This is a genomic window from Microvirga sp. VF16, assembly GCF_016864375.1.
GTDB lineage: Bacteria > Pseudomonadota > Alphaproteobacteria > Rhizobiales > Beijerinckiaceae > Microvirga.
In genome coordinates, this window is the sequence record NZ_CP069356.1 from 39167 (window position 1) to 62085 (window position 22919).

The 22919-nt window shown below is 58.1% G+C and carries 22 protein-coding genes, 1 tRNA gene and 1 pseudogene; 15 read left to right on the plus strand and 9 right to left on the minus strand.

The genetic code is table 11. The features are described 5' to 3' along the window. Positions 1 to 29 precede the first annotated feature (29 nt). From JO965_RS32390 to JO965_RS32415, 6 genes are all read left to right on the plus strand, one after another. The gene (locus JO965_RS32390) at positions 30 to 1034 is read left to right on the plus strand and encodes an ABC transporter permease (protein WP_203446157.1); all 1005 of its coding nucleotides are present in this window, start codon (positions 30 to 32) and stop codon (positions 1032 to 1034) included. 42 nt (positions 1035 to 1076) lie between these two features. Further along, positions 1077 to 2111, plus strand: a complete 1035-nt coding sequence (locus JO965_RS32395) for a substrate-binding domain-containing protein (protein ID WP_203446158.1) — start codon at positions 1077 to 1079, stop codon at positions 2109 to 2111. Positions 2112 to 2174: 63 nt separating this feature from the next. Then, positions 2175 to 2996 (plus strand): ATP-binding cassette domain-containing protein, encoded by an 822-nt coding sequence (locus tag JO965_RS32400; protein WP_203446159.1) that lies wholly within the window; start codon positions 2175 to 2177, stop codon positions 2994 to 2996. 35 nt (positions 2997 to 3031) lie between these two features. Further along, on the plus strand, positions 3032 to 3928 hold the full coding sequence (locus JO965_RS32405; RefSeq protein WP_203446160.1) for a CoA transferase subunit A: 897 nt from the start codon (positions 3032 to 3034) through the stop codon (positions 3926 to 3928). Further along, complete coding sequence (locus JO965_RS32410; protein WP_203446161.1) at positions 3925 to 4743, plus strand: CoA-transferase subunit beta; 819 nt, start codon at positions 3925 to 3927, stop codon at positions 4741 to 4743. The genes JO965_RS32405 and JO965_RS32410 overlap by 4 nt, the downstream gene beginning before the upstream one ends. Next, positions 4740 to 5933: a CaiB/BaiF CoA-transferase family protein gene (locus tag JO965_RS32415; protein ID WP_203446162.1), complete on the plus strand. Its 1194-nt coding sequence runs from the start codon at positions 4740 to 4742 to the stop codon at positions 5931 to 5933. Before JO965_RS32410 ends, JO965_RS32415 begins: the two co-directional genes overlap by 4 nt. 71 nt (positions 5934 to 6004) lie before the next feature. Here JO965_RS32415 and JO965_RS32420 read toward each other — a convergent pair whose 3' ends face one another. Both JO965_RS32420 and JO965_RS32425 read right to left on the minus strand, forming a co-directional pair. Next, a complete protein-coding gene (locus JO965_RS32420; protein ID WP_203446163.1) occupies positions 6005 to 7153 on the minus strand; it encodes an iron-containing alcohol dehydrogenase in 1149 nt (382 codons plus the stop codon). An 85-nt stretch (positions 7154 to 7238) separates the two neighbouring features. After that, the gene (locus tag JO965_RS32425; protein WP_246777154.1) at positions 7239 to 7697 is read right to left on the minus strand and encodes a MaoC/PaaZ C-terminal domain-containing protein; all 459 of its coding nucleotides are present in this window, start codon (positions 7695 to 7697) and stop codon (positions 7239 to 7241) included. A 192-nt stretch (positions 7698 to 7889) separates the two neighbouring features. Here JO965_RS32425 and JO965_RS32430 point away from each other — a divergent pair, with 192 nt between their 5' ends. Further along, positions 7890 to 8636: an SDR family NAD(P)-dependent oxidoreductase gene (locus JO965_RS32430; protein ID WP_203446164.1), complete on the plus strand. Its 747-nt coding sequence runs from the start codon at positions 7890 to 7892 to the stop codon at positions 8634 to 8636. Between the two features lie 186 nt (positions 8637 to 8822). Here JO965_RS32430 and JO965_RS32435 read toward each other — a convergent pair whose 3' ends face one another. Beyond that, positions 8823 to 10367 (minus strand): CaiB/BaiF CoA-transferase family protein, encoded by a 1545-nt coding sequence (locus JO965_RS32435; protein ID WP_203446165.1) that lies wholly within the window; start codon positions 10365 to 10367, stop codon positions 8823 to 8825. Positions 10368 to 10486: 119 nt separating this feature from the next. Between JO965_RS32435 and JO965_RS32440 the strand changes: the two genes are divergently transcribed. From JO965_RS32440 to JO965_RS32475, 8 genes are all read left to right on the plus strand, one after another. Beyond that, positions 10487 to 11533, plus strand: coding sequence for a Gfo/Idh/MocA family protein (locus tag JO965_RS32440; RefSeq protein ID WP_203446166.1), 1047 nt, complete (start codon positions 10487 to 10489; stop codon positions 11531 to 11533). 11 nt (positions 11534 to 11544) lie between these two features. Further along, complete coding sequence (locus JO965_RS32445) at positions 11545 to 12294, plus strand: SDR family NAD(P)-dependent oxidoreductase (RefSeq protein ID WP_203446167.1); 750 nt, start codon at positions 11545 to 11547, stop codon at positions 12292 to 12294. Between the two features lie 10 nt (positions 12295 to 12304). Then, the gene (locus JO965_RS32450) at positions 12305 to 12817 is read left to right on the plus strand and encodes a TRAP transporter small permease (protein WP_203446168.1); all 513 of its coding nucleotides are present in this window, start codon (positions 12305 to 12307) and stop codon (positions 12815 to 12817) included. Next, complete coding sequence (locus JO965_RS32455; protein WP_203446169.1) at positions 12814 to 14088, plus strand: TRAP transporter large permease; 1275 nt, start codon at positions 12814 to 12816, stop codon at positions 14086 to 14088. The genes JO965_RS32450 and JO965_RS32455 overlap by 4 nt, the downstream gene beginning before the upstream one ends. 51 nt (positions 14089 to 14139) lie before the next feature. Next, positions 14140 to 15132, plus strand: coding sequence for a TRAP transporter substrate-binding protein (locus JO965_RS32460; protein ID WP_203446170.1), 993 nt, complete (start codon positions 14140 to 14142; stop codon positions 15130 to 15132). 60 nt (positions 15133 to 15192) lie between these two features. Continuing rightward, positions 15193 to 15987: a shikimate dehydrogenase gene (locus JO965_RS32465; protein WP_203446171.1), complete on the plus strand. Its 795-nt coding sequence runs from the start codon at positions 15193 to 15195 to the stop codon at positions 15985 to 15987. Positions 15988 to 16160: 173 nt separating this feature from the next. Further along, on the plus strand, positions 16161 to 17648 hold the full coding sequence (locus JO965_RS32470; RefSeq protein WP_203446172.1) for an NAD-dependent succinate-semialdehyde dehydrogenase: 1488 nt from the start codon (positions 16161 to 16163) through the stop codon (positions 17646 to 17648). A gap of 207 nt (positions 17649 to 17855) precedes the next feature. Next, positions 17856 to 17931: transfer RNA gene (locus JO965_RS32475), tRNA-Gly, on the plus strand. Between the two features lie 289 nt (positions 17932 to 18220). Here JO965_RS32475 and JO965_RS32480 read toward each other — a convergent pair. From JO965_RS32480 to JO965_RS32505, 6 genes and pseudogenes are all read right to left on the minus strand, one after another. Next, a complete protein-coding gene (locus tag JO965_RS32480; protein ID WP_203446173.1) occupies positions 18221 to 18721 on the minus strand; it encodes a hypothetical protein in 501 nt (166 codons plus the stop codon). Positions 18722 to 18762: 41 nt separating this feature from the next. Next, the gene (locus JO965_RS32485; RefSeq protein ID WP_371826978.1) at positions 18763 to 19482 is read right to left on the minus strand and encodes an IS6 family transposase; all 720 of its coding nucleotides are present in this window, start codon (positions 19480 to 19482) and stop codon (positions 18763 to 18765) included. A 133-nt stretch (positions 19483 to 19615) separates the two neighbouring features. Next, a complete protein-coding gene (locus tag JO965_RS32490; RefSeq protein ID WP_203446175.1) occupies positions 19616 to 20104 on the minus strand; it encodes a DUF4142 domain-containing protein in 489 nt (162 codons plus the stop codon). A gap of 86 nt (positions 20105 to 20190) precedes the next feature. Next, on the minus strand, positions 20191 to 20898 hold the full coding sequence (locus JO965_RS32495) for an IS6 family transposase (protein ID WP_203446176.1): 708 nt from the start codon (positions 20896 to 20898) through the stop codon (positions 20191 to 20193). Positions 20899 to 20947: 49 nt separating this feature from the next. Next, positions 20948 to 21763 (minus strand): annotated as a pseudogene (locus JO965_RS32500) (transposase); the annotation flags it as partial. A 204-nt stretch (positions 21764 to 21967) separates the two neighbouring features. Then, entirely contained in the window at positions 21968 to 22918 is a 951-nt protein-coding gene (locus JO965_RS32505; protein ID WP_203446177.1) for a transcriptional regulator, read from the minus strand. Between the last annotated feature and the right edge of the window lies 1 nt (position 22919).

Consider the following 22919-nt stretch of genomic DNA (forward strand, 5'->3'; position numbering starts at 1 on the left):
CCCGGTCTGTAAGGGGAGAAACATTCACAATGTCACAGGTAGATATCGGCAGCAGCTCTTCGGTTGGAACGGTGCAGGCTGCGGAGCAAGGTAGAGATTTTCGCTACTACCTGCTGCTCGCCTTGAAATACAGCCATGCGATTACCTTCATTATCCTGCTGACTGCTGCGACCATAGCCTCTCCGCACTTTCTGAATTCCACGAACATCCTCAATGTGGTGCGAGGGGCCAGCATGGTCGGTGTGGTCAGCATTGGCATGACCATCGTCATTCTGGCGAGAGGTATCGACCTTTCCGCCGGGTCGCTCGTCGGAATCGCAGCGGTCACGGCAGCTGCACTGGCCTCCAATGGTTCGCCTACGGCGTGGGTGGTTGCTCTTCTGGCGACGACCGCTTTCGGAGCCATCAACGGCGTTCTCATCACACGTCTGAACCTCCAGCCGTTCATTGCAACCCTTGCGATGATGATCTTCGCACGCGGGCTGATCTATCTCTATTCGGATGGCGGTGACGTGGCGGCGGAAGGAGCCGATAGCCTGTTCAAGCAGCTCGGGTCCGGTTATGTCGGTCCGGTGCCGGTGCCGGTCGTAATCTTCATCTCCGTATGGCTGCTCTTCGTCTATGTCATGAAGCACACCAAGTGGGGACGCCACGTCTATGCAGTTGGCGCCAACGAGGAAGCTGCGCGGGTCTACGGCATTCCCGTCAACCGCATCAAGGTCCAGGTCTATGCACTGTCAGGTTTCCTCGCAGGTTTGGCCGGGCTGATCCTTGTCAGCCGTATCAGCGTCGCCGAGCCCAATGCAGGCAATCTGTTCGAACTCGATGCGATCGCCGCGACCCTTATCGGCGGGACATCATTCGACGGCGGCGTCGGCGGCGTTGCCGGCACCATCCTTGGTGTTCTCATTCTCGCCATCATCACCAATCTTCTCAATCTGATGAGCGTATCGCCCTTCGTTCAGATGCTAGCGATGGGTCTCATCATCATCGTGGCCGTGGTGATCAGCGATCTCCGCAACAGGCAGCGATAGGACCAATTGGACCAAGATCCGAAGAACCAGGAGGAAACAGGAATGACCACCAAGAAGACCGATACGAGTTCCAGCCTGAGCCGCCGCAATCTCATTAAGGGTGGCTTGACCGCTTCGGCACTGGCTATGACCGGGTTCCCGTTCATTATCGGCAGCGCCAGTGCGAAAAGCCCCGTCGCAGGCAAGACCATCGGCTTTTCGCAATCCTATGCGACCGACGAGTGGCTGAAGGCTCAGCGCCAGGACGTTCTGGGCACGGCCGAAAAAATGGGCCTGAAGACCATCGTGACTGATGCTCGCGAGAGCCCGGCCCAGGAAATCCGCAATCTTGAGGATCTCGCGACGCGCGGTGTCGATCTCGTCATCATGATCACCTATTACGCGGAAGCGGTGCAGCCAGGCGTCAAGGCACTGAACGATGCTGGCATTCCGATCGTCGTCATGAGCTCAAGCCTCAAGGGCAATGTCAACTTCGATTGTCATCTCGCCGCCGATACACTCGGAACGGCTCGCAAGGCCGGCCAGTACTATGTCGATCAACTGAAGGGCCAGGGCAATGTCGTGCAGATCGAAGGAAAACCCGGATCAGTTGTGAATCAGGAGCGCGGTCGAGGCTGGCGGGAGGTCATCAATGCCAATTCCGGTATCAAGGTCGTCTCGCAGGGCATTGCGAACTACAGCCGCGCGGAAGCATTGCAGGTCATGCAGGACTTTCTGCAGGCCCAGAAGGATATCGATGCGGTGTACTGCCATAACGACAATATGGCCAAGGGCGCACTCCAGGCGATCGCGGAGGCCGGCCGTAAGAATGAGATGTTCATCACCGGCTTTGACGGCATCGCTCCTGAAACGCTCGAAATGATCGCTAACGGCGACCTGCGCGGAACCTTCGTCTATCCGACATTCGGTGGTGAAGCCGTCGAGGTCGCTTCTCGCATCCTTCAGGGGCAGAAGGTTCCTAAGGAACTGGTCTTCCCATCGCCGATGATCACCAAAGAGAATGTAGCCGAGTTCTACGATGCCAGCACCAAAACGCGGCGCGTTCCGACGGTTGATCTGAAGGCACTGGGTCTCTGACGAACTCGGTGAGCGCACTGACTGCGCTCCCCATCCTGACTCTTCTGCTCGATGGAGTATTCGATGCAACATGTCGTTCAGGCGCAAGCCAGCGCACTTCAGGGTGCTTCCGCTGCTTCTGGAGGCCCGATGATCTCGATCCGTGGCCTCTCGAAATCCTATGGGGGGCACAAGGCGAATGACAACGTCAGCCTCGATATCTTCCCCAATGAGGTGATCGCCCTGGTCGGCGACAACGGGGCCGGAAAGTCGACCTTCATCAAGATGATCTCTGGCGTGGTGCGCCCGACATCCGGATCGATTTCGATCGAGGGTGCGAAGGTCGAGATGACGAGCCCCAACGATGCCCGGGCCAACGGCATCGAGACGCTGCATCAAAACCTCTCGCTGGTTGATGTCTTCAACGTCCAGGAGAACATCTTCATGGGCAGGGAACTCCAGCGGCGCGTCTTCGGTATGGTGCCCTCACTGGATCATGCGGAGATGCGCCGTCGCACAGTGGAACTCTTCAAGCAACTCGGACTGAAGACACCCGATCTCAATAAGGCGGTTCGGGCTCTCTCGGGGGGACAGCGCCAAGCGGTCGGGATTGCGAGGCTTCTGCTTGAGAGCGACCTGAAGCTCATCATCATGGATGAGCCGATGGCGGCGCTCGGGGTGGAGGAGTCGCGGCTCGTTGTCGAGCTCATCATGCGTCTGCGCGAGCGCGGCTACAGTGTTCTGATCATCAGCCACAACCTCGATCATGTCTTCCAGGTGGCGGATCGCATCGCAGTCATGAAGAACGGCCGCATGGTGGGTGCCGTCGAGCGTGACAAGGTTGAGCATGATGACGTCGTTTCAATGATCGTATGCGGAAGGATGCTGGAAAAGCTCGTCAGCTAGGAAATAGGCAGGGAGCTGATCCGAAGGAAAGTAAGATGAAGTCAAAGATAGTCAGTTTAAAGGATGCGGTCTCACGCATCGAGTCGGGATCGACCATTGCCGTGGGCGGATCACTCCTGCGCCGCCAACCCATGGCGATCATCCATGAGATAATTCGGCAGGATATTCGTGACCTGACGCTTCTGACCTGGGCGACCACAATGGCCACCGATATGCTGGCGGGCGCTGGCGCGGTTCGGCGCTGGGAAGGAATTTATGCGGGCTTCTTCAGGCATGGGCTGGCGCCCAACTTTCGCCGTCAGGTCGAAGCCGGGCTCATCGAGACGCATGATTATTCCGAGTCCGCCACTGTCGCAAGATTCCGTGCTGCAGGCATGGGGATCAGCTTCCTGCCGATCAAATCCATGCTCGGGACCGGTATGGTTCGCAAAAGCCCGGACCAGATCAAGGAGATCCGGTGCCCCTTTACGGGCGATACCTATCATGCGCTGGCGGCTGCGCACGCGGATTTCACGATCCTTCATGGCTATGTGGCTGACGAGTACGGAAACGTGCAGTGGCCGATCGTGCGGGACAGCGATGATATCGACCAGATGATGGCGTCAGCCTCAAAGCGGCTGATCGTTACGGTCGAGAAGATCGTGCCGCATTCCGAAATCCAGCGCCGTCCCGCATTGACCTATATTCCACATACCCTTGTCGAGGCGATCGTCGAGGCACCCTATGGTGCACACCCTTGTGCCTGCGACGGGTTTTACGACGAGGATGAGGCTGCGGTTAAGGACTATCTTGCAGCGGCAAAGACCCCTGAGGGGACGTCCCAGTACCTGGCTGATCATGTTTTCTCTCGGCGGGACCATGCGGCTTACCTCGAAACATTTGGTGGTCGTGAGGCTTTGCGCGCGTTGAACGTCACGGGAGGCGCAGAATGACCGGCACGAAGGATTTCACGACAGAAGAATTGATGATCGCTGCGATCAGCCGTGAGTTGCGGGATGACGAACTGGGCTTTGTTGGTCTTGGTACCGCGGCGCGAGCGTTCACGCTTGCCGTAGGCATTCCAATCGCGGCGGCTCGGCTTGCTCAGATCAAGCATGCTCCGGGATTCAGCATTTATTGGGGGAATCTCCTGACGCCGAGTCTCGAGAAAATCCCGGATGCGCTTCTCCAGGATGCCTATACCCGCTGGCCGGCGGCTGCTTCTCCGGCCGATGTCGGATACAAGATCGACATGGTGACGCGAGGCCGCTTCGATGTGTCGTTCGAATCGGCTCCGCAGGTCGATCGGTTCGGCAATCTGAACATCACCGAGATCGGAGGGGAGGGGGAACCAAAGAAGCGCCTTGTCGGCTGCTTGGCTCAAACGGAGCATTTGGCCTTCATCAAGCGTCCCATCATCGTCACCGACCTCAAGAAGCGGTCCTTCGTGGAGAAGGTCGATTTCATCACGAGTCTCGGCTACCTCGACGGCGGTGACTCGCGGGCAAGACTCGGGCTGCCTGGGCCAGGTCCCTACATGGTCGTCACCGACAAGGCCCTCTTTGATTTCCATCCTGAAACCAAGCACATGCGCCTCAAGTCGGTTCACCCCGGTATCACCCTCAACGAAGTGCTCGAGAATATGAGCTTCGAGCCGATCGTCGAAGGAACGCCCAAGACGACGGAAGCTCCGACTGAGGAAGATGTCAGGCTGATCCGAGAAGTGATCGATCCCGAGGGCACGCTATTCTCGCCGAGGGCAGCATGAAGTCATCTCCGCTACAAGGTATCAAGGTTCTCGACCTGTCCCGCTTCATCGCAGGTCCCCATTGCACCATGCTGCTCGGCGACATGGGAGCGGACGTGATCAAGATCGAGAAGAAAGGAGCGGGCGACGACAGTCGCCACTTCCCACCTTTCCAGAATGGCGAGAGCCTCTACAGCATGGCTCTCAACCGCAATAAGCGCTCCATCACCTTGAACTTTCGTGACAAACGCGCTCAGGATCTGTTGCGCGAGATGGTCAAAACGGCTGATGTTCTCGTCGAGAACTTCCGACCGGGAACCATGGAAAGCATGGGGTGCGGCTGGGACGATCTGCGGGAAATCAATCCTCGCCTCATCATGACCCGCCTGTCCGGCTTCGGGCAGACCGGCCCGTACAGCCAGCGCCCCGGCTTCGACGGCATCGCGCAGGCGATGAGCGGATTGATGGAGCTGACCGGGCATCCGGATGGCCCTCCCATGCTCGCTGGAACCTTCTACATCGATTATATGAGCGGTATGTACGCCACCACGGCGACACTCGCAGCTCTTCACGCCCGCGAGACGACGGGGAAGGGACAGATGGTCGACGTGGCGCTGCTCGACAGCGCGGTCTCCATGTTGACGACGGCGATCTCCACTCAAGTCAACAAGGGTCTTACCTTGACGCGGACCGGCAACAGGGATCGGTATTCCTCTCCGGCCAATGTCTTCAAGACAGGGAGCGGAGACTTCATCCTTATCCTCTCGGGGACAAATCCGCTGTTCAAGCGATTGACCCAGGCCATGGGGCGGGAGGACCTGGCCGCTGATTCACGCTTCGCGAACGTCGAGGTGCGCCTTCAGAATGCTTCCGCTCTTGAAGCCATCATTCAGGAGTGGATCGATACGTTGACGATTGATCAAGCGCTTGAGGCGATCAGTGGGGCAGGTGTGCCATGCGCGAAGGTCGCAAGCCCAGCTGATGTCGTCAAGAATCCCCAGCTCCTTCATCGTAAGCAGATCGTCGAGGTAGAGCATCCCATGGCTGGGCGTGTCGCCATGTCCGGCGTGACCATGCATCTTTCCGAGAACCCGCTCTCGATCCGCAGGGCGCCTCCACGCCTTGGGGAGCATACGGGTGAAGTGCTGCGTGAATGGCTCACGCTCTCGCCGGAGCAGATCGAGTCCCTCAACAGTGACGGCGTGCTCTAGGTCGTCGGATTCACGATAGGATTGCGAAGGGGCGGCGTTGGAAAGGGCCGCCCCTTGTTTAAGCATGAGGCCTAGGCAGCCAGGCTCAGGATCTGCTTGACGCTCGAGGCGTCGATATCTCGATTCTCACCGAGCACAGTCTGTCCTGCTCGCTCGAGATGCTCGACAATGCCTGCCTCGCTGAAATCGAGACCGAGTTCCGATATGCGGATTGGGCAGCCCATGGTCTTGAAGAACCGCTCGGTCCTCTCTATAGCCATTTCTGCCGCAATCGCGTCGTCGGGTTCGGAGATGCTCCAGACCTTTCTGCCATAGCGCGCCAGCATGGCCTGCTTCTGTGCAGCCTTGTAGCGCATGAGGGACGGCATGATGACCGAGAGCGTGCGCGCGTGATCCACATTGTAGAGCGCCGTAATGGCATGCCCGATCATATGGGTCGACCAATCCTGCGGGACACCGGCGCCGATAAGCCCGTTCAAGGCTTGATTGGCAGCCCACATCACGTTCTCTCGTGCTTCGTCACTACCCGTTTCGATCAACTTCGGCCCCCACTCCGATAGAACCTGCAGCAGGGTCTCGCCGTAGCCATAATGGATGGGGGCATTGACGGGCGCCGTGAGGTATTGCTCGAGAACATGCGTAAACGCATCGACGACCCCGTTCTCAAGCTGCCGCCTGCTGAGGCTCTGCATGGTCGAGGGGTCGAGAATGGCAAAGACAGGGCGAGCCGCCTCATTCTTGAAAGGCAGCTTAAGTTTGCGCTCACGGCTGGATATGACAGACACCGCATTGCTCTCCGATCCTGTGGCGGGGAGCGTCAGGATTGCGCCGACCGGCAATGTTCTGGCTGGGAGCTTGCCGCCTGCAAGATCCGCCCATGGATCCTCGGAACCCGTCGGAACCATCGTCGCCAGGAACTTGGCGGCATCGATAACGGAGCCGCCACCCACACCGAGGATCAGATCGACGTCGTTCTCGCGGGCGACGTGTGCAGCCTTCTGCAAGGTTTCGTAAACGGGGTTTTGCTCGACGCCGCCGAACTCGAAAACCGTGCTCTCCGCCAGACCGGCCATGACTTGATCATAGATGCCGTTTTGCTTGATGCTGCCGCCTCCATAGAGCAGCAGCACGCGAGACTTCAGCGGCACCAGATCGCGCAGGGACTGAATTTGGCCTGTTCCGAAGCGTATGTCGGTTGGATTGTATACGCGGAACTTCATCTTAACTCCTCCTTTTCATCATTGCCGTTGCTGCACATTCCCGGTCGCATTCACAGACATGCAGACCCAGCAAGTGCTTCCTCAGTCAGTCGTATATCTGGATGACTGTTTCCGCGACCATGGCGGGACGGTCGTGACGGCCATCACTTTCAATGACGTTATGCAGGATCAGCCTCACGCCGCCGTCGATGTCGATCACGTCTTTGATCGTCTGCCGAAGGCGGATGTGTGAGCCGGGATGGACGGGAGCGGTAAAACGCACTCTATTGCAGCCATAGTTCAGGCCACGGCGATAGCAGCGTACTGAGAGAAGAGTATCGGCCAGACGCGGCAAGAGCGACAGGGTCAGGAGACCATGAGCGACCGTTTTGCCCAATGGCATCTCGGACTTGGCCCGATCCTGGTCAATATGGACCCAATGCCGATCCTGCGTCAGTTCCGCAAAAACATCGATCTGATGCTGAGTCACAAGCAGCCAGTCGCTTGGTCCAAGTTCTCGTCCGATATGCTGCTTCAACTGGAAAACGTCTTCGACAACCAACATGGGCGGTTCCGTTGCTCCGTTCTGCCGTTCAGGGCTGTTGACGTCTTGGTGGCCCAGCATTATGCCTAGCATTGAATAAAACGTTTTAATAGGCTTTCATCCGACTTGGGCTTGCAGGAAATCGACCTTTCCCAGCGCCACTGGCGCCGTAGCCCCACATCCGGCCTGAGAAATCAAGCAGAAGATCGGAACATGTCAGTCGTCACAGATCTGTCGTCGCGTACCGCCGTCGTGACAGGGGGTGGGTCAGGGCTTGGATATGCGGCGGCTGAGGCGCTCAAATCGGCCGGAGCGCGGGTTGTGATTACCGGGCGCCGTGAGGACGTTTTGCGCAGGGCTTCTCAATCATTGGGCTGCGACTGGATTTCCTGCGATGTTGCTGACAAGGCATCCGTCGACAGCTTGTTCAAGCAGATTGCCGAAAGCTTTGGCATGCTCGACATTCTGGTGAATGCGGCAGGCTTGAATGTCCGAAACCCCGCACTCGAGATCACTGAGAGCGAATGGGACCTCGTGAACGATGTGAATGCCAAAGGCACGTTTCTCTGCTGCCAAGCAGTTGCACGCCTGATGAAAGGCAACAACTACGGTAAGATCATCAATATCGGATCAATGGCCAGCGAGATCGGCATCATCAATGCCGGGGCCTATGCGGCGTCGAAAGGGGCGGTGCGTCAGCTCACGATGACCCTAGCCGCCGAGTGGGCACCCTTGGGAATAAGAGTCAATGCGATACTGCCAGGCTGGTTCAAGACGGAACTCACAGATAAGCTGTTCGAGGACGATGCCTGGCGTAGCCGGGTGTTGGCCCGCATACCGCTCGGCAAGGCGGGAGCACCCCGCGATGTGGGCAACCTCACGCTGTTTCTGGCAAGCGAACTCTCCGATTACATGACCGGTGAGCTGATCCGGCTCGATGGCGGCGCGCTGTCCTGGTGAGGGTGCGCTCCCGAGCCTTGCGCGGCTTTCATGATTCACCCTGTGGATCATGGTGGTCTTCGGCTGACGCATCGCGCGGACCCTCAGATCGCGCCAACGATGCGCCAGCCATGGAGATGAGCATCGGACCAAAATGGGGAGGTCACTTCTAAATCCGACGCTCTAGGGGAGCCTTTCCGTACGGGATCAGACGATCTCGGCAGCCTTGGCCTGGGAAATCTCTTCAGGGCTCATCTTGAGCCAATCGGAGAGCACATCGTGCGTGTGTTGTCCAAGCAGGGGAGGGGCCTTCTCAATCGAGGTCGGTGTTTCGCTCATCCTGATCGGCAAGCCCTGCATGGAGATGTTGCCCGCCTTCGGATGGGCGATGTCGACGATATGCCCAGCCTCCCGCATATAGGCGCTGTTCGCTACATCGGCGACGGTCTGCACCTTTGCGGATGGAAGCTCCGCGCGACTCAATGCGGCGAGCGCCTCCTCTGAAGAATGGGATGCAAACCACTCTGCTGAGATTGCCTCGATATCCCCAACATTCCTCATCCGTGCTTCCAGAGTGGAGAAGCGCGGATCCGTCAGCAGTTCCGGTCTGCCGATCATACGGGCGAAGCGCGGAAAATGGGCGTCATTGCCCCCAACCATGTGGATCCAGACGCCATCCTTCGCCTGGAATGTATTGCCTGGCGCGGCGTACCGGTCGCGGTTGCCCATCCGGCTGATCTGGCGGCCGTTGACGAGGTATTCCGGAAGGGCCGTCATCAGAAGGGAGGTCGCGCTGCCGACGAGGCTGACGTCAACCATCTGGCCCTTGTCGGTGTGATGGCGTCGTTCCAGTGCGGCAAGAATACCGATGCAGGCGTAGAGTGCGCTTGCATAATCGGCCACGAACGTTCCTGCCATCGAAGGCGGACCGTCAGGCCGGCCGGTCAGATCCATCAGACCGGAGGTCGCCTGAGCGATGCCGTCGAAACAGGGTTCACTGGAAAGGCTGTTATTCTGACCATAGCCTGAGATGCGTGCCATGATCAGGCGCGGATTGAGCTGATGCAGGACGTCCCAGCCGCATCCCATCTTCTCCATGGTTCCAGGGCGGAAGTTCTCGATCAGAATATCCGCTTCCATGACTAGGCGGCGGAGCAGGTCCTGAGCCGCCGGATTGCGGAAGTTGAGGGCAAGGCTGCGCTTGTTGCGGTTGAACATCATGAAATAGATGCTCTCCCCCTCGATATACGGTCCGAGAGAACGGGTATCGTCGCCGCTCCTGGTTTTCTCGACCTTGACGATTTCCGCACCAAGATCGCCAAGCACCATGGCGCATTGAGGACCTGCGATAAATCGAGACAAATCAAGGACTTTCAGTCCCTTTAAAGCACCTGACATCATGCACCTATTATCGCCGGTCCTAAGGGTTGAGCAGCGGCCGAACGAGCAACTTCGATTCAGTGAATGGCATGTGCGGACGCCGTTTTCCTTTCCGGGGGCAAAAGCCCATCGCAGGCGAGACTGTTCGTGAACCACACGCGTCGACCATGCCCAGCCCTCCGCTTCCTCGCACCTGAAAACCGAGGAAAAATCTGCATCCCCCGCCGATATTGAATATTTATAAAAACGTTTCTCTAAAAAAGGCAATCCGGAAAATCGGACCATGCCATTTGTCGACATATGCTGCTGTAGCGGGGGAAGGCAAAAATGGAGAAGTTTCGAATCGGGTAATTGACTTGCCGCGAAAGCCATATTCTATTGTCCCTCGAAACGTTTTTAAAAAATCGTTTCGAATGAGCCGGTAGAGCTCTGCATTTCAAGTTTTATAATGATGTTGCAGGGCCCTGGGGCCTTGTTGCCGGGAGGTGTAGTTGCCTACGCAGCATGGTATGCGTCTACGTGCAGGTGTGGTCGGGTGCGGCGGCTTTGCTCAAGCCGCGCTGATTCCGGCCATGCGGATGGCGCCAATCGACTTGGTGGCCGTGTGCGACCGCGACTTGGAACGGGCCGAGGCTTGCGGGCGTATGCTGCGAACAACGGCAGTTTATACATCAATCGATGATCTGCTGGCGCGGGAGCAGCTCGATATCGTCATCATGGCTATTGGGCCCACGGTCTATCCTGAGCTCGCCGAGAAGGTAATGCGGGCTGGTGTGGACGTCTATGTGGAGAAGCCTCCTGCGGTCACGGTCGAGAAGGCTCATCGCATGCGGGATGTCAGTCGTGAGACTGGTCGAAATCTCGCTGTCGGCTTCATGAAGCGCTTCGCGACCGGATATCGTATGGCCAAGGAGCTAGTGAGCGAACCCGAGTTCGGGAAGATCACCCATGTGACGGCACGGATTTGCTCTGGCGTCTGGACGCCGGTCTGGTCCAATGAGCTTACGCCTTTTGCCTTCGTGCTCGACCATAGCGTGCATTATCTTGATCTGATTCAGTTCTATGCTGGGCCGGTTGCTTCCGTGACCGCCGAGCTGTCGCAGGCCAAAGCCGACCGCTTCGGGTATGCAGTGCTTTTGCGCTTCCAGAGTGGCGCAACGGGACTTCTGGAGATCTCGAATTACGAATCCAGGGGTGTGCCCAACGAGCGCATCCAGCTAATGGGTAGTGAGGGGCGCTCGGTGACGGTCGAGAATGTCAGCCGAGTCACTTACACCAGGGATGCCGTCCCTATGAGCCAGGGCCGGGGCTTTGATCCTGCTTCGGACAGGGTCGTTTGGGAGCCGAATATGACGAACATCTCTCCTGAGAACTCGTCCTTGGTGCATCAGGGCTATGTCGGAGAGATGCGGCACCTCGCAGACATGCTGCTGAGCAACAAGCCTGTGAAGCCTGATATCGCCGATGGTATTGCGGCCGTACAGCTCGCTCATTCCATCGTCTCCAGCAACGGTCAACGTATCGAGATTTCCCGGTAAGGTAGTGTGTAATGGTCTATAGTAAGATGGATCTCTCCTCTCGGGTTGCTCTGGTCACAGGCGGGGGGACCGGGCTTGGCAAGGGAGCTGCGGAAGGACTTCGTGCCGCCGGCGCCCGCGTCGTTATCATGGGGCGGCGGGAGGATGTGCTTCGCAAGGCTGCTGAGGACATCGGTGCGGAGGCTATCGTCGGCGACGTTGTCGACAAGGCAAATGTCGAGAACGTGATCGCACAGATCGCAGAGAAGTTCGGTCGTCTCGACATTCTGGTCAATGCGGCCGGGATCAACTTGCGCGGCGATTCCTTCGAATATTCCGAGGATCAGTGGGATCATGTCCATGCGATCAATGCCAAAGGCACGTTCCTGTGCTGTCAGGCTGCAGGTCGGGTGATGCGGTCCGCCGGCTACGGCAAGATCATCAATATAGCCTCTCTGGCCAGCGAGATCGGATTCCCGCGCATCGTCGCCTATGCATCCAGCAAGGGTGGCGTAAGGCAGCTTACCAAGGCGCTCGCCGTCGAATGGGCCCCATTTGGCATTCGCGTCAATGGGATCGAACCGGGCTGGTTCAGGACCGAGCTGACTGAACCTTTGTTTCACGACGAGGAGTGGGTCAAAAAAATCACCTCGCGTATCCCGATGGGATATGCTGGCAAACCTGAGGATTTGCAGGGAGCTATCGTGTTCCTTGCTTCACGGATGTCCGATTACATCACCGGCGAACTCATCCGGGTTGATGGCGGCGCCCTCGCAGGTTGAAGGAGCATACATGGACGAGCTTGATCATATTGAGCGCGCAGGCCACTCGCCGCTTGAGAAAGTCCTGGAGTGGATTGTCGTCCCACTCATGCTGGGACTGATTGCCATCGGTTTCATCGCTGTGTGCCTGCGGTTTTTCGCCGGCGGGTACTATGCGCTCTTCTGGTCCGAAGAGGTGATCCGCTACGGCTTCATCTGGCTCTTCTGGCTCTGTGCTCCCATTCTGGTCTGGCAGGGAGCCATGTTCACCGTGGACATGTTTGTCGGCGCTCTCCCGAAAGGCCTGCAGCAGGTCCTTCGTATCGTCGTCAATCTTCTCATCATGCTCATTGCCGGCATCTATACCTATCAGGGCTGGCTGATGACAGAGGTGAACATGGAGCAGCAGTCGAGCGCATTGGAAGTGCCGCTCGCTTACGTCTATTTTTCCATTCCTTTCGGATGCGCGCTGATCTTCCTGATCACAGCTTATCAGAGCCTGAAGCTTATCGTTGTACTCGGGTCCTCGGTGGTTAAGCCATGATACTGACGCTGTTCATTGCATTCGTCATTCTGCTTCTCATCGGAGTTCCCGTTGCTTTCTCGACCGGGATCGCGGCTTTGATCGTCGTTCTCCTGGATCCGGCACTGTCTGCCCGACTTTTGGTGACGAAGACATTCGGTGGTATGGACTCATTTCCTTTGATGGCCATTCCGTTCTTCATTCTCGCTGGCGAGATCATGGCGCACAGCGGATTGACACAACGGATCGTCAACTTGGCCATGGCACTCGTGGGTCACATTCGCGGTGGTCTCGCGCATGTGACCGTCATGGCCAATGCCCTGATGTCAGGTGTTTCAGGATCCGCCTCGGCGGATTGCGCCGCAACCGGGTCGATCCTCATTCCATCGATGATCAAGCAGGGCTACAAGCCGGCATTTGCTGCCCTCATCACGGCTTTCTCGGCCATGATGGGTCCGATTATTCCGCCGAGCATTTTCATGATCATTTATGGCTCGATGGCGGGTGTATCCATCGGAAAGCTGTTCATCGGCGGTGTGATCCCCGGGCTCCTGATCGGAGCCTCACTCATGCTGCTGGTGGCTATCCTGGTCAGGAGAAGCTCCTTCGCAGTTCCAACGACCACATTTTCCTTTCAGAAGATCGTCCGGACCACCGTCAGTGCGGCGTGGGCACTGGTCATGCCCATCGTGATCGTCGGCGGCATTCTCGGCGGCATCATGACCCCGACCGAGGCAGGCATCGTGGCGGTCGTCTATAGCCTGTTTGTCGGCTTCTTCGTTTATCGGACGCTGACATTAAGGCAACTTCGCGAGTTGACCATGTCCGCGGCGTTGTCTTCCGCGAACATCATGATGGTAGTGGGTTTCGCTTCCGTGTTTGGAACGATCCTGGCGCTCGGTCGGTTCGAAACCGTAGTCATGAATGTGCTTTTCGGTATTACGGATCAGCCTTGGCTTCTCGTTGCGATCCTCATTGTTGCGCTTGCCATCATCGGCAGCCTCATGGACGAGATCTCGACAGCAGTACTCTTCGTACCCACCCTCGCAAAGATTGGCGTGGCCTTGCACTACGACCCCGTGCACTTCGGCGTTGTGATGGTCCTTGCCATCATGCTGGGCGCTGTCGTGCCACCCGTTGCGACTCTTCTGTTCATTGGGTGCACACTCGCGAAGATTCCTCTATCGGCTATCATGAAGCTGGTCTGGGTTTTCCTGATCCCATTGCTGTTCGTAAACCTGCTCATCGCCTACGTGCCGGTGCTCGTTACTTTCTTGCCGTCCCTGTTCTAACAAAGATCGTTAAAACCCTGCTGTGAACGCAGGTTAATTTGGGAGGTCGTTATGCCTGGTATTCTAAAGCGTATCGCCACAATCGCGGCTATCAGCACTGCTGCTGTGGTGGCGTTTGCATCGGCCAGTTCTGCACAAACGGTGCTGAAGCTGGGTGACATTTATGCTCAAAACCATAGCAACAGCTTGGCCGACAAGCGGTTTGCCGAGCTAGTCGAGAAGAAAACCAACGGCTCGGTGAAGATCGAAGTATATGTTGATGCTACTCTCGGCAACGAACGTGAAATTGCCGAAAGCGTAATGGCCGGAACGATCGACATTGCCCCGAGCGGATTGTCCGGTATCGGGCGCTTTGTCCCGCAGGCGCAGGTGCTCGAACTTCCTTACCTCTACCGTGATCTGAAGCATATGCAGAGGGTCGCAACGGCGATTGCTCCTGACGTCGATAAGATGTTCGAGGCCAAAGGCATCAGGAATATCGGCTATCTGTTCCTTGGGCCGCGCTCACTCGCGAGCCGTAAGGAAGTCCATAACGTGCAGGATATGCGTGGGCTGCGCCTGCGTGTGCCGGAGTCCCCTCTGTATGTCGGCTTCGCCCGCGCGTTGGGTGCCGTTCCGACACCGGTTCCGCTGCCTGAGGTGTATTCCAGCCTTGAAACAGGCGTCGCCGATGCCGCGGAAGGTGAGCCTGCCACGCTCGCAACCACGAAATGGTATGAGCCGACGAAGAGTGTCAGCCTGACAAAGCATATATGGCACTATCGCTTCATCGCGATGAACGGAAAGAAGTTCAACAGTCTTTCCCCGGATCAGCAGAAAGCGATCCTCGAGGCGGCTCAGGAGGCTATGGAATACCAAGGTGGCCTCGTCGAGGAGTTCAACAACAAAGCGCTGGATGAAATCAAGAGTGCGGGAGTGAAAATCGTCGAGACGAAGAACCTCGATACCTTTGCCAAGACACTTACGGAGTTTAATACGGAATTCGCGAAGAAGCTTGGCCCGGAGGCCGAGGCTCTTCTCCAGAAGGTCCGGGCTGTCCAGTAAGTCGTCATCACATGAGCGTCTGAGGGCAAAGGCCCTCAGACGCTCACGGAAACCTCTCACATGGCCATTACCGGAAAGACAGCGCTCTTCGGACTGATCGGACACCCGATTGAACATGTTGGATCGCCCGCCTTAATCAACGCCTACATGGCCGAAAGAGGACGTGATGGCGTACTGATCCCGATCCATGTCACGCCTTCCGATCTCGAAAAGGTAGTCGACGGTCTTCGCTGTCTGCAGAACCTTCGCGGATTTCTCGTCACGATCCCACACAAGCAGACGATTGTTCCCCTTCTGGATCGTTTGACTGAAGCTGCCGGGCTTTCCGGTGCGGTCAATGTCGTTCGTCGAGACGTTGATGGCAATCTTATAGGGGATCAGCTCGATGGAGAGGGTTTTGCCACCGCTCTCCGGGAAAGTGGGGTAAGTCTTTCAGGAGCCCGCATCTACATGGCGGGCGCGGGAGGTGTTGCGGCGGGAATCGGCTTTGCCCTTGCCCGTCAGGGAGCAAGTGCAGTCACAATCTTCAACCGAACTCATTCGCGGGCGGATGAACTGATGCAGCGCCTCAGAGGCGCTTTCCCTCAGTGCGATGTCCGCATAGGCGACAGCAATCCAAGCGGACATGATATCGTCGTCAATGCCACCAGCCTTGGGCTGAAGGCCAATGATCCCTATCCTATGAATGTCAATGGCCTGAACGCTGCGATGACAGTTGCGGATGTGATCATCAATCCTCGGGATACGGCATTTCTCAGAGCTGCGGCGGTTCGCGGTTGCCGGATTCAGTATGGCTTTCGCATGGTCGAAGAACAGCTTCCGCTCATGATGCAAGCCATGGATCCGGTTTCGTGACCATCAAGCATTTTTTGGAACGCCTCTCCCAGGCGCTGGCCTTGACGGCAGAGGTCGAAGGCTTCCCCTATTGTTCACCATGGCGCCGGTCTCAGGCGCAGTCTAATCTTTTCACAGATACGCCTGTGGTCCGTGGATCACATCCGGAATCTCAAGTCTCAAGGAGCCTCCCCATGACCGTTCATGCCAAGCCTGTTGACCGCCGTGTCCTGGAGCTGAAGGATCCGTCGCTTCTGGTGGGGCAGGCCAATGTGGCAGGCGCGTGGATCGATGCGCCGGACGGCAAGACCATCCCGGTCACCGATCCGTATGACGGCGCGCTGATCCTGAGCGTGCCCGATCTCGGCCCCGATGCTGCAAGACGCGCCATCGACACCGCGCACACGGTGCAGAAGGAGTGGGCGAAGCGCACCGCCAAGGAGCGCAGCACCATCCTGAGGAAATGGTACGACCTGATCATTGCCAATGCCGACGATCTCGCCCTGATCCTCACCACCGAGCAGGGCAAGCCGCTCGCGGAGGCCAAGGCCGAGGTGATCTCGAACGCGGCTTACATCGAGTGGTTCGCGGAAGAGGCCAAGCGCATCGACGGCGATGTCATTCCCGGCGCCACGCCGTCCCAGCGCATCGTGGTGCTGAAGCAGCCGGTCGGGGTGTGCGCGGCGATCACGCCGTGGAACTTCCCCAATGGCATGATCACCCGCAAGGTCGGCCCGGCTTTGGCTGCCGGCTGCACCATGGTGTTGAAGCCGGCCGCGCAGACGCCGCTCTCGGCCCTGGCGCTCGCCGTGCTGGCCGAGCGGGCCGGGGTGCCGAAGGGCGCATTCTCGGTGATCACCGGCGAGGCCAGGCCGATCGGCGAGGAGTTCTGCCACAACCCGAAGGTGGCCAAGATCACGTTCACCGGCTCGACCGGGGTCGGGCGCTGGCTGATGCGGGAGGCGGCCGACGGCATCAAGCGGCTGTCGCTCGAGCTCGGCGGCAACGCGCCGTTCATCGTGTTCGACGATGCCGATCTCGACGCGGCGGTCGAGGGCGCGATGGCGTCGAAGTTCCGCAATGCCGGCCAGACCTGCGTCTGCGCCAACCGGATCTATGTCCAGGCGGGCGTGGCCGAGGCCTTCGCCGACAAGCTCGCCGCCAAGGCCAAGGCGCTCAAGCTCGGCCGCGGCACCGAGGCCGGCGTGGCCATGGGGCCGCTGATCGACGAGCGCGCCGTGGCCAAGATGGAGGAGCATGTCGCCGACGTGCTGGCCAAGGGCGGCACGCTGGTGGTGGGCGGCAAGCGCTCGGACCTCGGCAGCACGTTTTTCGAGCCGACGGTGATGACCGGGGTGACGCAGGCGATGACGGTGACCAAGGAGGAAACGTTCGCGCCGCTGGCGCCGATCATCTCGTTCACCGACGAGGCCGAGGTGATCGCGATGGCGAACGACTCGGAGTTCGGGCTGGCGTCATATTTCTACGCCAAGGACATGGCCCGCGTCTGGCGCGTCGCGGAGGCGCTGGAGAGCGGCATGGTCGGGGTGAACACGCCGGCTTTGGCCAACGAGATGGCGCCGTTTGGCGGCGTCAAGCAGTCGGGGCTCGGCCGCGAGGGCTCGAAATACGGCATCGAGGGCTTCCTTGAGATCAAATACATCAATCTCGCCGGACTGTGAGCGCCAAGCAAGAACGACCTGGTCAGGTCGTTCTTGCACTAACAGAGCAGGTATTCTCAACCGGGGAGTTCTCCAGGCCCGAGTATGCTCCGCGTGTCTCGATCTCTCGCCGCACTTTCTGCCTTAGCCCGGAGCGTAGGATTTGGACTCGGAAATCATCGCGGCTGGAGAGGTACCAAAGGATTATCATGGGAGAATTGAAGGATTGCGGGCGAGGGGTGGGAACCAGGGATTCAGCTTCCCAAGCTGAATGTCGTGGGTTCGATTCCCATCGCCCGCTCCAAATATTCTTTAAATTTTGCAGCGACTTACAAGAATTGCGTCCCAAGGCGCAATCCTTGAAGGATTGAAGTGATACAACGCTGATACAACAATCCTTCGCAGCGGATCCCGAATCGATGCGACCATCTGTCCTCGTCCGGTGCTAACTCGATCAAGGAAAGATAAGGTGCTCAAACCCGCTCGGTTCCAAGTTTGATGCTTGCCGGGCTAGGGAACATGAGGGTTCTTGCATATAGGAGGACGATTGTTGCGAAGGGGCGCTGAGCGCCTTCATCTTTGTCTGCCGTAGCTCATTCCGTTCGATCACACGCGACCGTTACCTTCTCATCAAAGCCGGTAGCATTCCCCTCAAGGGATTGGCGTAGGCGTGCTTTCGTTTCATCATCACAGAACGCCGCATCAATCGCATTTAGTGTAATCTGTTTGCAGTCGCCCTCGCTCAAACGAAAGGCGTTTCCTGCAATCAGATACTCATTCTTAGGAGACGTTGCGAAGTATGCAGGATCATCCGTAGCGAGGGTGACCAGGCAGCCTGCCTTCCGCAACTGCTCAAATGGGTGCTCTTGGGCAGACGGATAGAGACCCAGTGCGACATTGCTTGATATGCAGACTTCAAGACCGATACCTGAACTTTGTATCATTTCAATGACGCGTGGGTTCTCAACGGAGCGGACACCATGGCCAACCCGATTTAGGTGCAATCTTCTGACGCTCTCCTCTATGCTCTCCGCGCCTCGAAACTCTCCCGCGTGCGCTGTCAGCTTTAGGCCAGCATCCTGGTTCCGTTGCAAACCCTGGCATAGGTCATACGCGAGCCGGACTGGGCCTCAGGTCAGGCAGCAACGCTGAACAGTGTAGCAATGAAGTCACTCTGAGCCCTCATGTCGTTTGCTGGTGCATTCACAACCTGTCCCTTGCGGATCATCGCCATGACCTCATAGCCCGCAATCGTTCGTGAGGCCGTCATGAAGCTCTGGAAGCCAAGGCCGGGCCTAACCAGTCGCTTGATCCGACGGTGATCCTGCTCGACGATGTTATTCAGAAATTTCACCTGCCGGAGTTTGGCGAACCGCCAGAGCGTCCCCTCCCGCTTCATAGCTTTCGTCGCAATTGGATAGGCTGCATTCTTGTCGACCGTGATGGTTCGCGGATTGACCGTATGCGGCTGCCTCAGCGCTTTCCGGAAGAAGCGTCTTGCCGCCGCAGCATCCCGCTTGGGCGAGAGCAGAAAGTCGATGGTTTGGCCGCCAGCATCAACGGCGCGGTAGAGATACACCCATTTTCCCTTCACCCGGATATATGTTTCATCCACCCTCCAGGAACCGTTCGTCATGCGCAGATGCGAACGCACGCGCTTGTCCAGTTCGGGAGCGTAAGCCTGAATCCAGCGAAAGAGAGTTGTATGGTCCACTTGCACACCCCGGTCGGAGAACATGCATGCAAGATCACGGTAGCTGATCGGGAACCGCAGGTACCAGCGGACGGCCCACAAGATGATCTCTGCCGTGAACTGCCGTCCCTTGAACAGGTTCTTGTTATTCTGCTCCACCACCAGCCCCCTCGCACTGCCCGCCCGTCATAGCCCTGGCAAGGAGATCTTCAAAGCTGCAACAGAACCGAACAACTTGGGTAGCGTCCAACTGCACGCGGCAAGCCAAGCTACCTTGCTGCACGCATCAAAAGGCTCACTTCATCTTGCGTTGAATATCCTCCAACAAGGCAATGTGTTCGGTGATCATGCCACGTGCCAACTTCGCGACGTTCACATGTTCGCGGTTCTGAGGATTGCTTTGCAGATATTGCGTCTGCACCTGCAACAGACCTTTGTGCCCTTCTACCTGTCCCTGCAGATACTGGCGATCGAAGGCCTCACCGGATTGCGTGTTCTGAAGCTTCTGGATCATCTCCCTGCTTTGAGCATCCATCTGCATGGCTGGAGCGGTGGTTCCTGATCCAGCACTTGGTTGAGCAGCCGATCCCGTTGCCGAGGTCGCGGCAGGCTCCATCATGGAGTGAAGAACCTCGGCAAGAGTGGTCTGCTCCTGCACCTCGAAGGTAGCAAATCTCTTCAGATCGGCATCCTGCGCCTTCTGCTGCGCGATCCGGCTGGTTTCAAGAGCGACCATGCCCAGTTGCATCGTCTGCTGCATGTGCTGCATGTCAGCCTGACTCATCTGCTGCCCGCCCGTGCGGCCCGCCCCGGAGGCGGCATCGTCAACTTAACGACTTGCGACAGGTCCACCCCTTCAGGAGCATCAGATCAGGCACTCGCGGCGCTGGTCACCTCGCTCCAGACTCGGAAGGCCTGAGCTCGGGACATGCGGTGATCAGCGGCAGTGGTGTTAGCAGGACGGCGGAAGAGGTTTGCAACTTGGTCGTGAACAGAGAGGAAGCGTTGCGCCTGACCGGCTGACTTGAAGCGCTTCATGATGCGCTCGCGTCGTCGGGTCGGTTGATGACTGTTCTCCGCGCGGTTATTCAATCCGCGGTGCTGCCGATGTTCCACGCTGGGCATGATCTCTCGCTTGGCCGCGCTGTAACTGGCGAGTTTGTCGGTGACCATCACGCGAGGCGCCATGCCTTGCTTCTTGAGCAGCTTGCGTAGCAGGCGCTTGGCCGCTTTGGCATTGCGACGGCTCTGAACCAGAATATCGAGCACGACCCCATGCTGGTCCACAGCCCGCCAGAGCCAATGCTTCTTACCTGCAATGCTGATCACGACCTCGTCTAAATGCCATTTGTCTCCGGGTGCCGGGAGACGGCGGCGGATCTGGTTGGCGAAACTCTGGCCGAACTTCGTCGCCCACTGCCGCACCGTCTCATGACTGACCAGGATGCCACGCGCGGCGAGCATCTCCTCGACCATCCGAAGGCTGAGTGGAAAACGAAAGTACAGCCAGACGGCGTAGCTGATGACCTCAGCCGGGAAGCGGTGGCGGGCATAGCGAGGATGGCGAGACGGTTTCATCCTTCACCTATGCCTCGATCCAGTCACTCTTTGGTTAAGTTGACGGTGCCGCCGCCAGTCGCTCAGGCTTGAGACTGAAGCGATCAGCGGTGCGCTCCAGCATAGTGCAGGCAGCCCCCACCTCGGCCTGGCGCACCGCCCGGGACGCTTCCACGTCGACGATCACGGCTGCCTTGAGATCGATGAGGTAGTTGTCGGCATAGGCAAAGAACGCTGGCCCGCGCATTGCTCCGGTCCACTGGGCTGCCGGATCCGAGGGCGAGACGAACTTCGGCTCGACATCAGTGGCCGCACCCCAGGCGGCCTCGTCCAGGGTGGCGAGATACTCGCGCACCGCCCGCGGAGCATCCTGCGGGTGATCCTGGGCTCTCCAGTCGGAGCCGGCCAGGGAGCGCTGCTTGTTGGCATCAGCCTGGATCAGGCTGGCATCGACCGCAAAGCCTTCACCGCCGACCAGCCCCTCGTCGAGGCAGCGCTGCACCACCGTCTCGAACAGGTGACGGAACAGGTCACATTCGCGAAAGCGCCCGTGCCGGTTCTTGGAGAAGGTGGAGTGATCCGGCACCTTGCCTTCGAGCCCAAGACGGCAGAACCAGCGATAGGCGAGGTTGAGGTGCACCTCCTCGCACAGGCGTCGCTCGGAGCGGATGCCCAGGCAGTAGCCGATCAGCCGCATGCGGATCATCAGCTCGGGATCAACCGAGGGCCGGCCGGTGGTGCTGTAGAAGCTCGCCAGACGCTGGCGCAGCCCGGAGCAGTCGACGAAGCGGTCGATGCGCCGCAGCAGGTGATCGGACGGGACATGATCCTCAAGCCGGAACTCGTAGAACAAGCTCTCCTGCATCACGAGACGCTCGCCCATCATGGCCCGATCCCCTGCTGAGAATGCCCTAACAGGGAATCACGATCCGCCGCCGTTCACGAGGACTTTTTCAACGAAATCGGCACTCCTGAGACGTTACCGCTTGGTCCGATTTGGCGGTCATGAGCCGACGTTCGTTGGGCGACCGGAAGGTGAAGGATTGACCCCATGCGGACATTCCGAGTCTATCGGCCCCGCTACTTACAACTAAGCGTTTGGCTGTTCTTTGAGATGGATACGCATGACGATGTCTTGATCGTAGTTTCCAAAACCTCGACCAAAGATATTTATTCCACCAGGATGGCGGGCCGTCTCGTCAATGCCGATCCTCACCCGAATCCCGTGATGCTTATCGAGCTCAAGCTTGTCGAGTGTTACATCCGATATCTGGACATCATTGACTGATGTTCCACTCCGTGAGATCTGCCAAGTGACGAGCTTACCATATTGCGAGCCTTCAAGCTTCCACCATTGCGGTGTGTAAAGACCGCGCTTGTCACCGAAGTCACTTGGCGAGATCCAGCTTCCGATTTTCACATTATTGACCCAGAGGCTGATCTCGGACGGCCAGTCGAGGCTCGTGCCCGGCACCTCGGATGAGAGTTCCATCACGAATTCGAGCCTGTCGATCTTGGCTCCGAGAACCTTGCCGTTATTAGGAAACTTATATTCAACGAAGCCGTGCCTGAACCAGATGAGCGATGCGCTCATGCGGTTAGGATCAAGGAAGAAATCCGGTACGTCGAGAACACCCAGAACGTTCTCTGTCGAGCAGAGCCCACAGGGGGCGCTTACATCGCAACTCGTGTAGAGGCCGATGGGCATGGACACTTCAATATGGTCCTTGCTCTTGAGCGGGTCATCATCGTCGAACCGAATGATGATCTCGTCATAGCGGATCCTGCAGACTTTCTGCTGGCCCTTCGAGGCCTTGACGATCTCGGTCTCGATAAGCCCCGCGCGCTCCAGTACCTGGATATGGGTTGCGATCGTGGATTGAGGCAAATCCAGCGCGTCGCTGATTTCATTCACATTCAGCGGCCCTCCCGCTCGCAGGAGCTTGAGGATCCGAATTCGACCGGGTGAGGCGATCCCGCGCAACGCCTCAGAGCTCTCCTCTGCGACAAGGGTCAGAAATTTTCTTTTAAATGCAGTCATT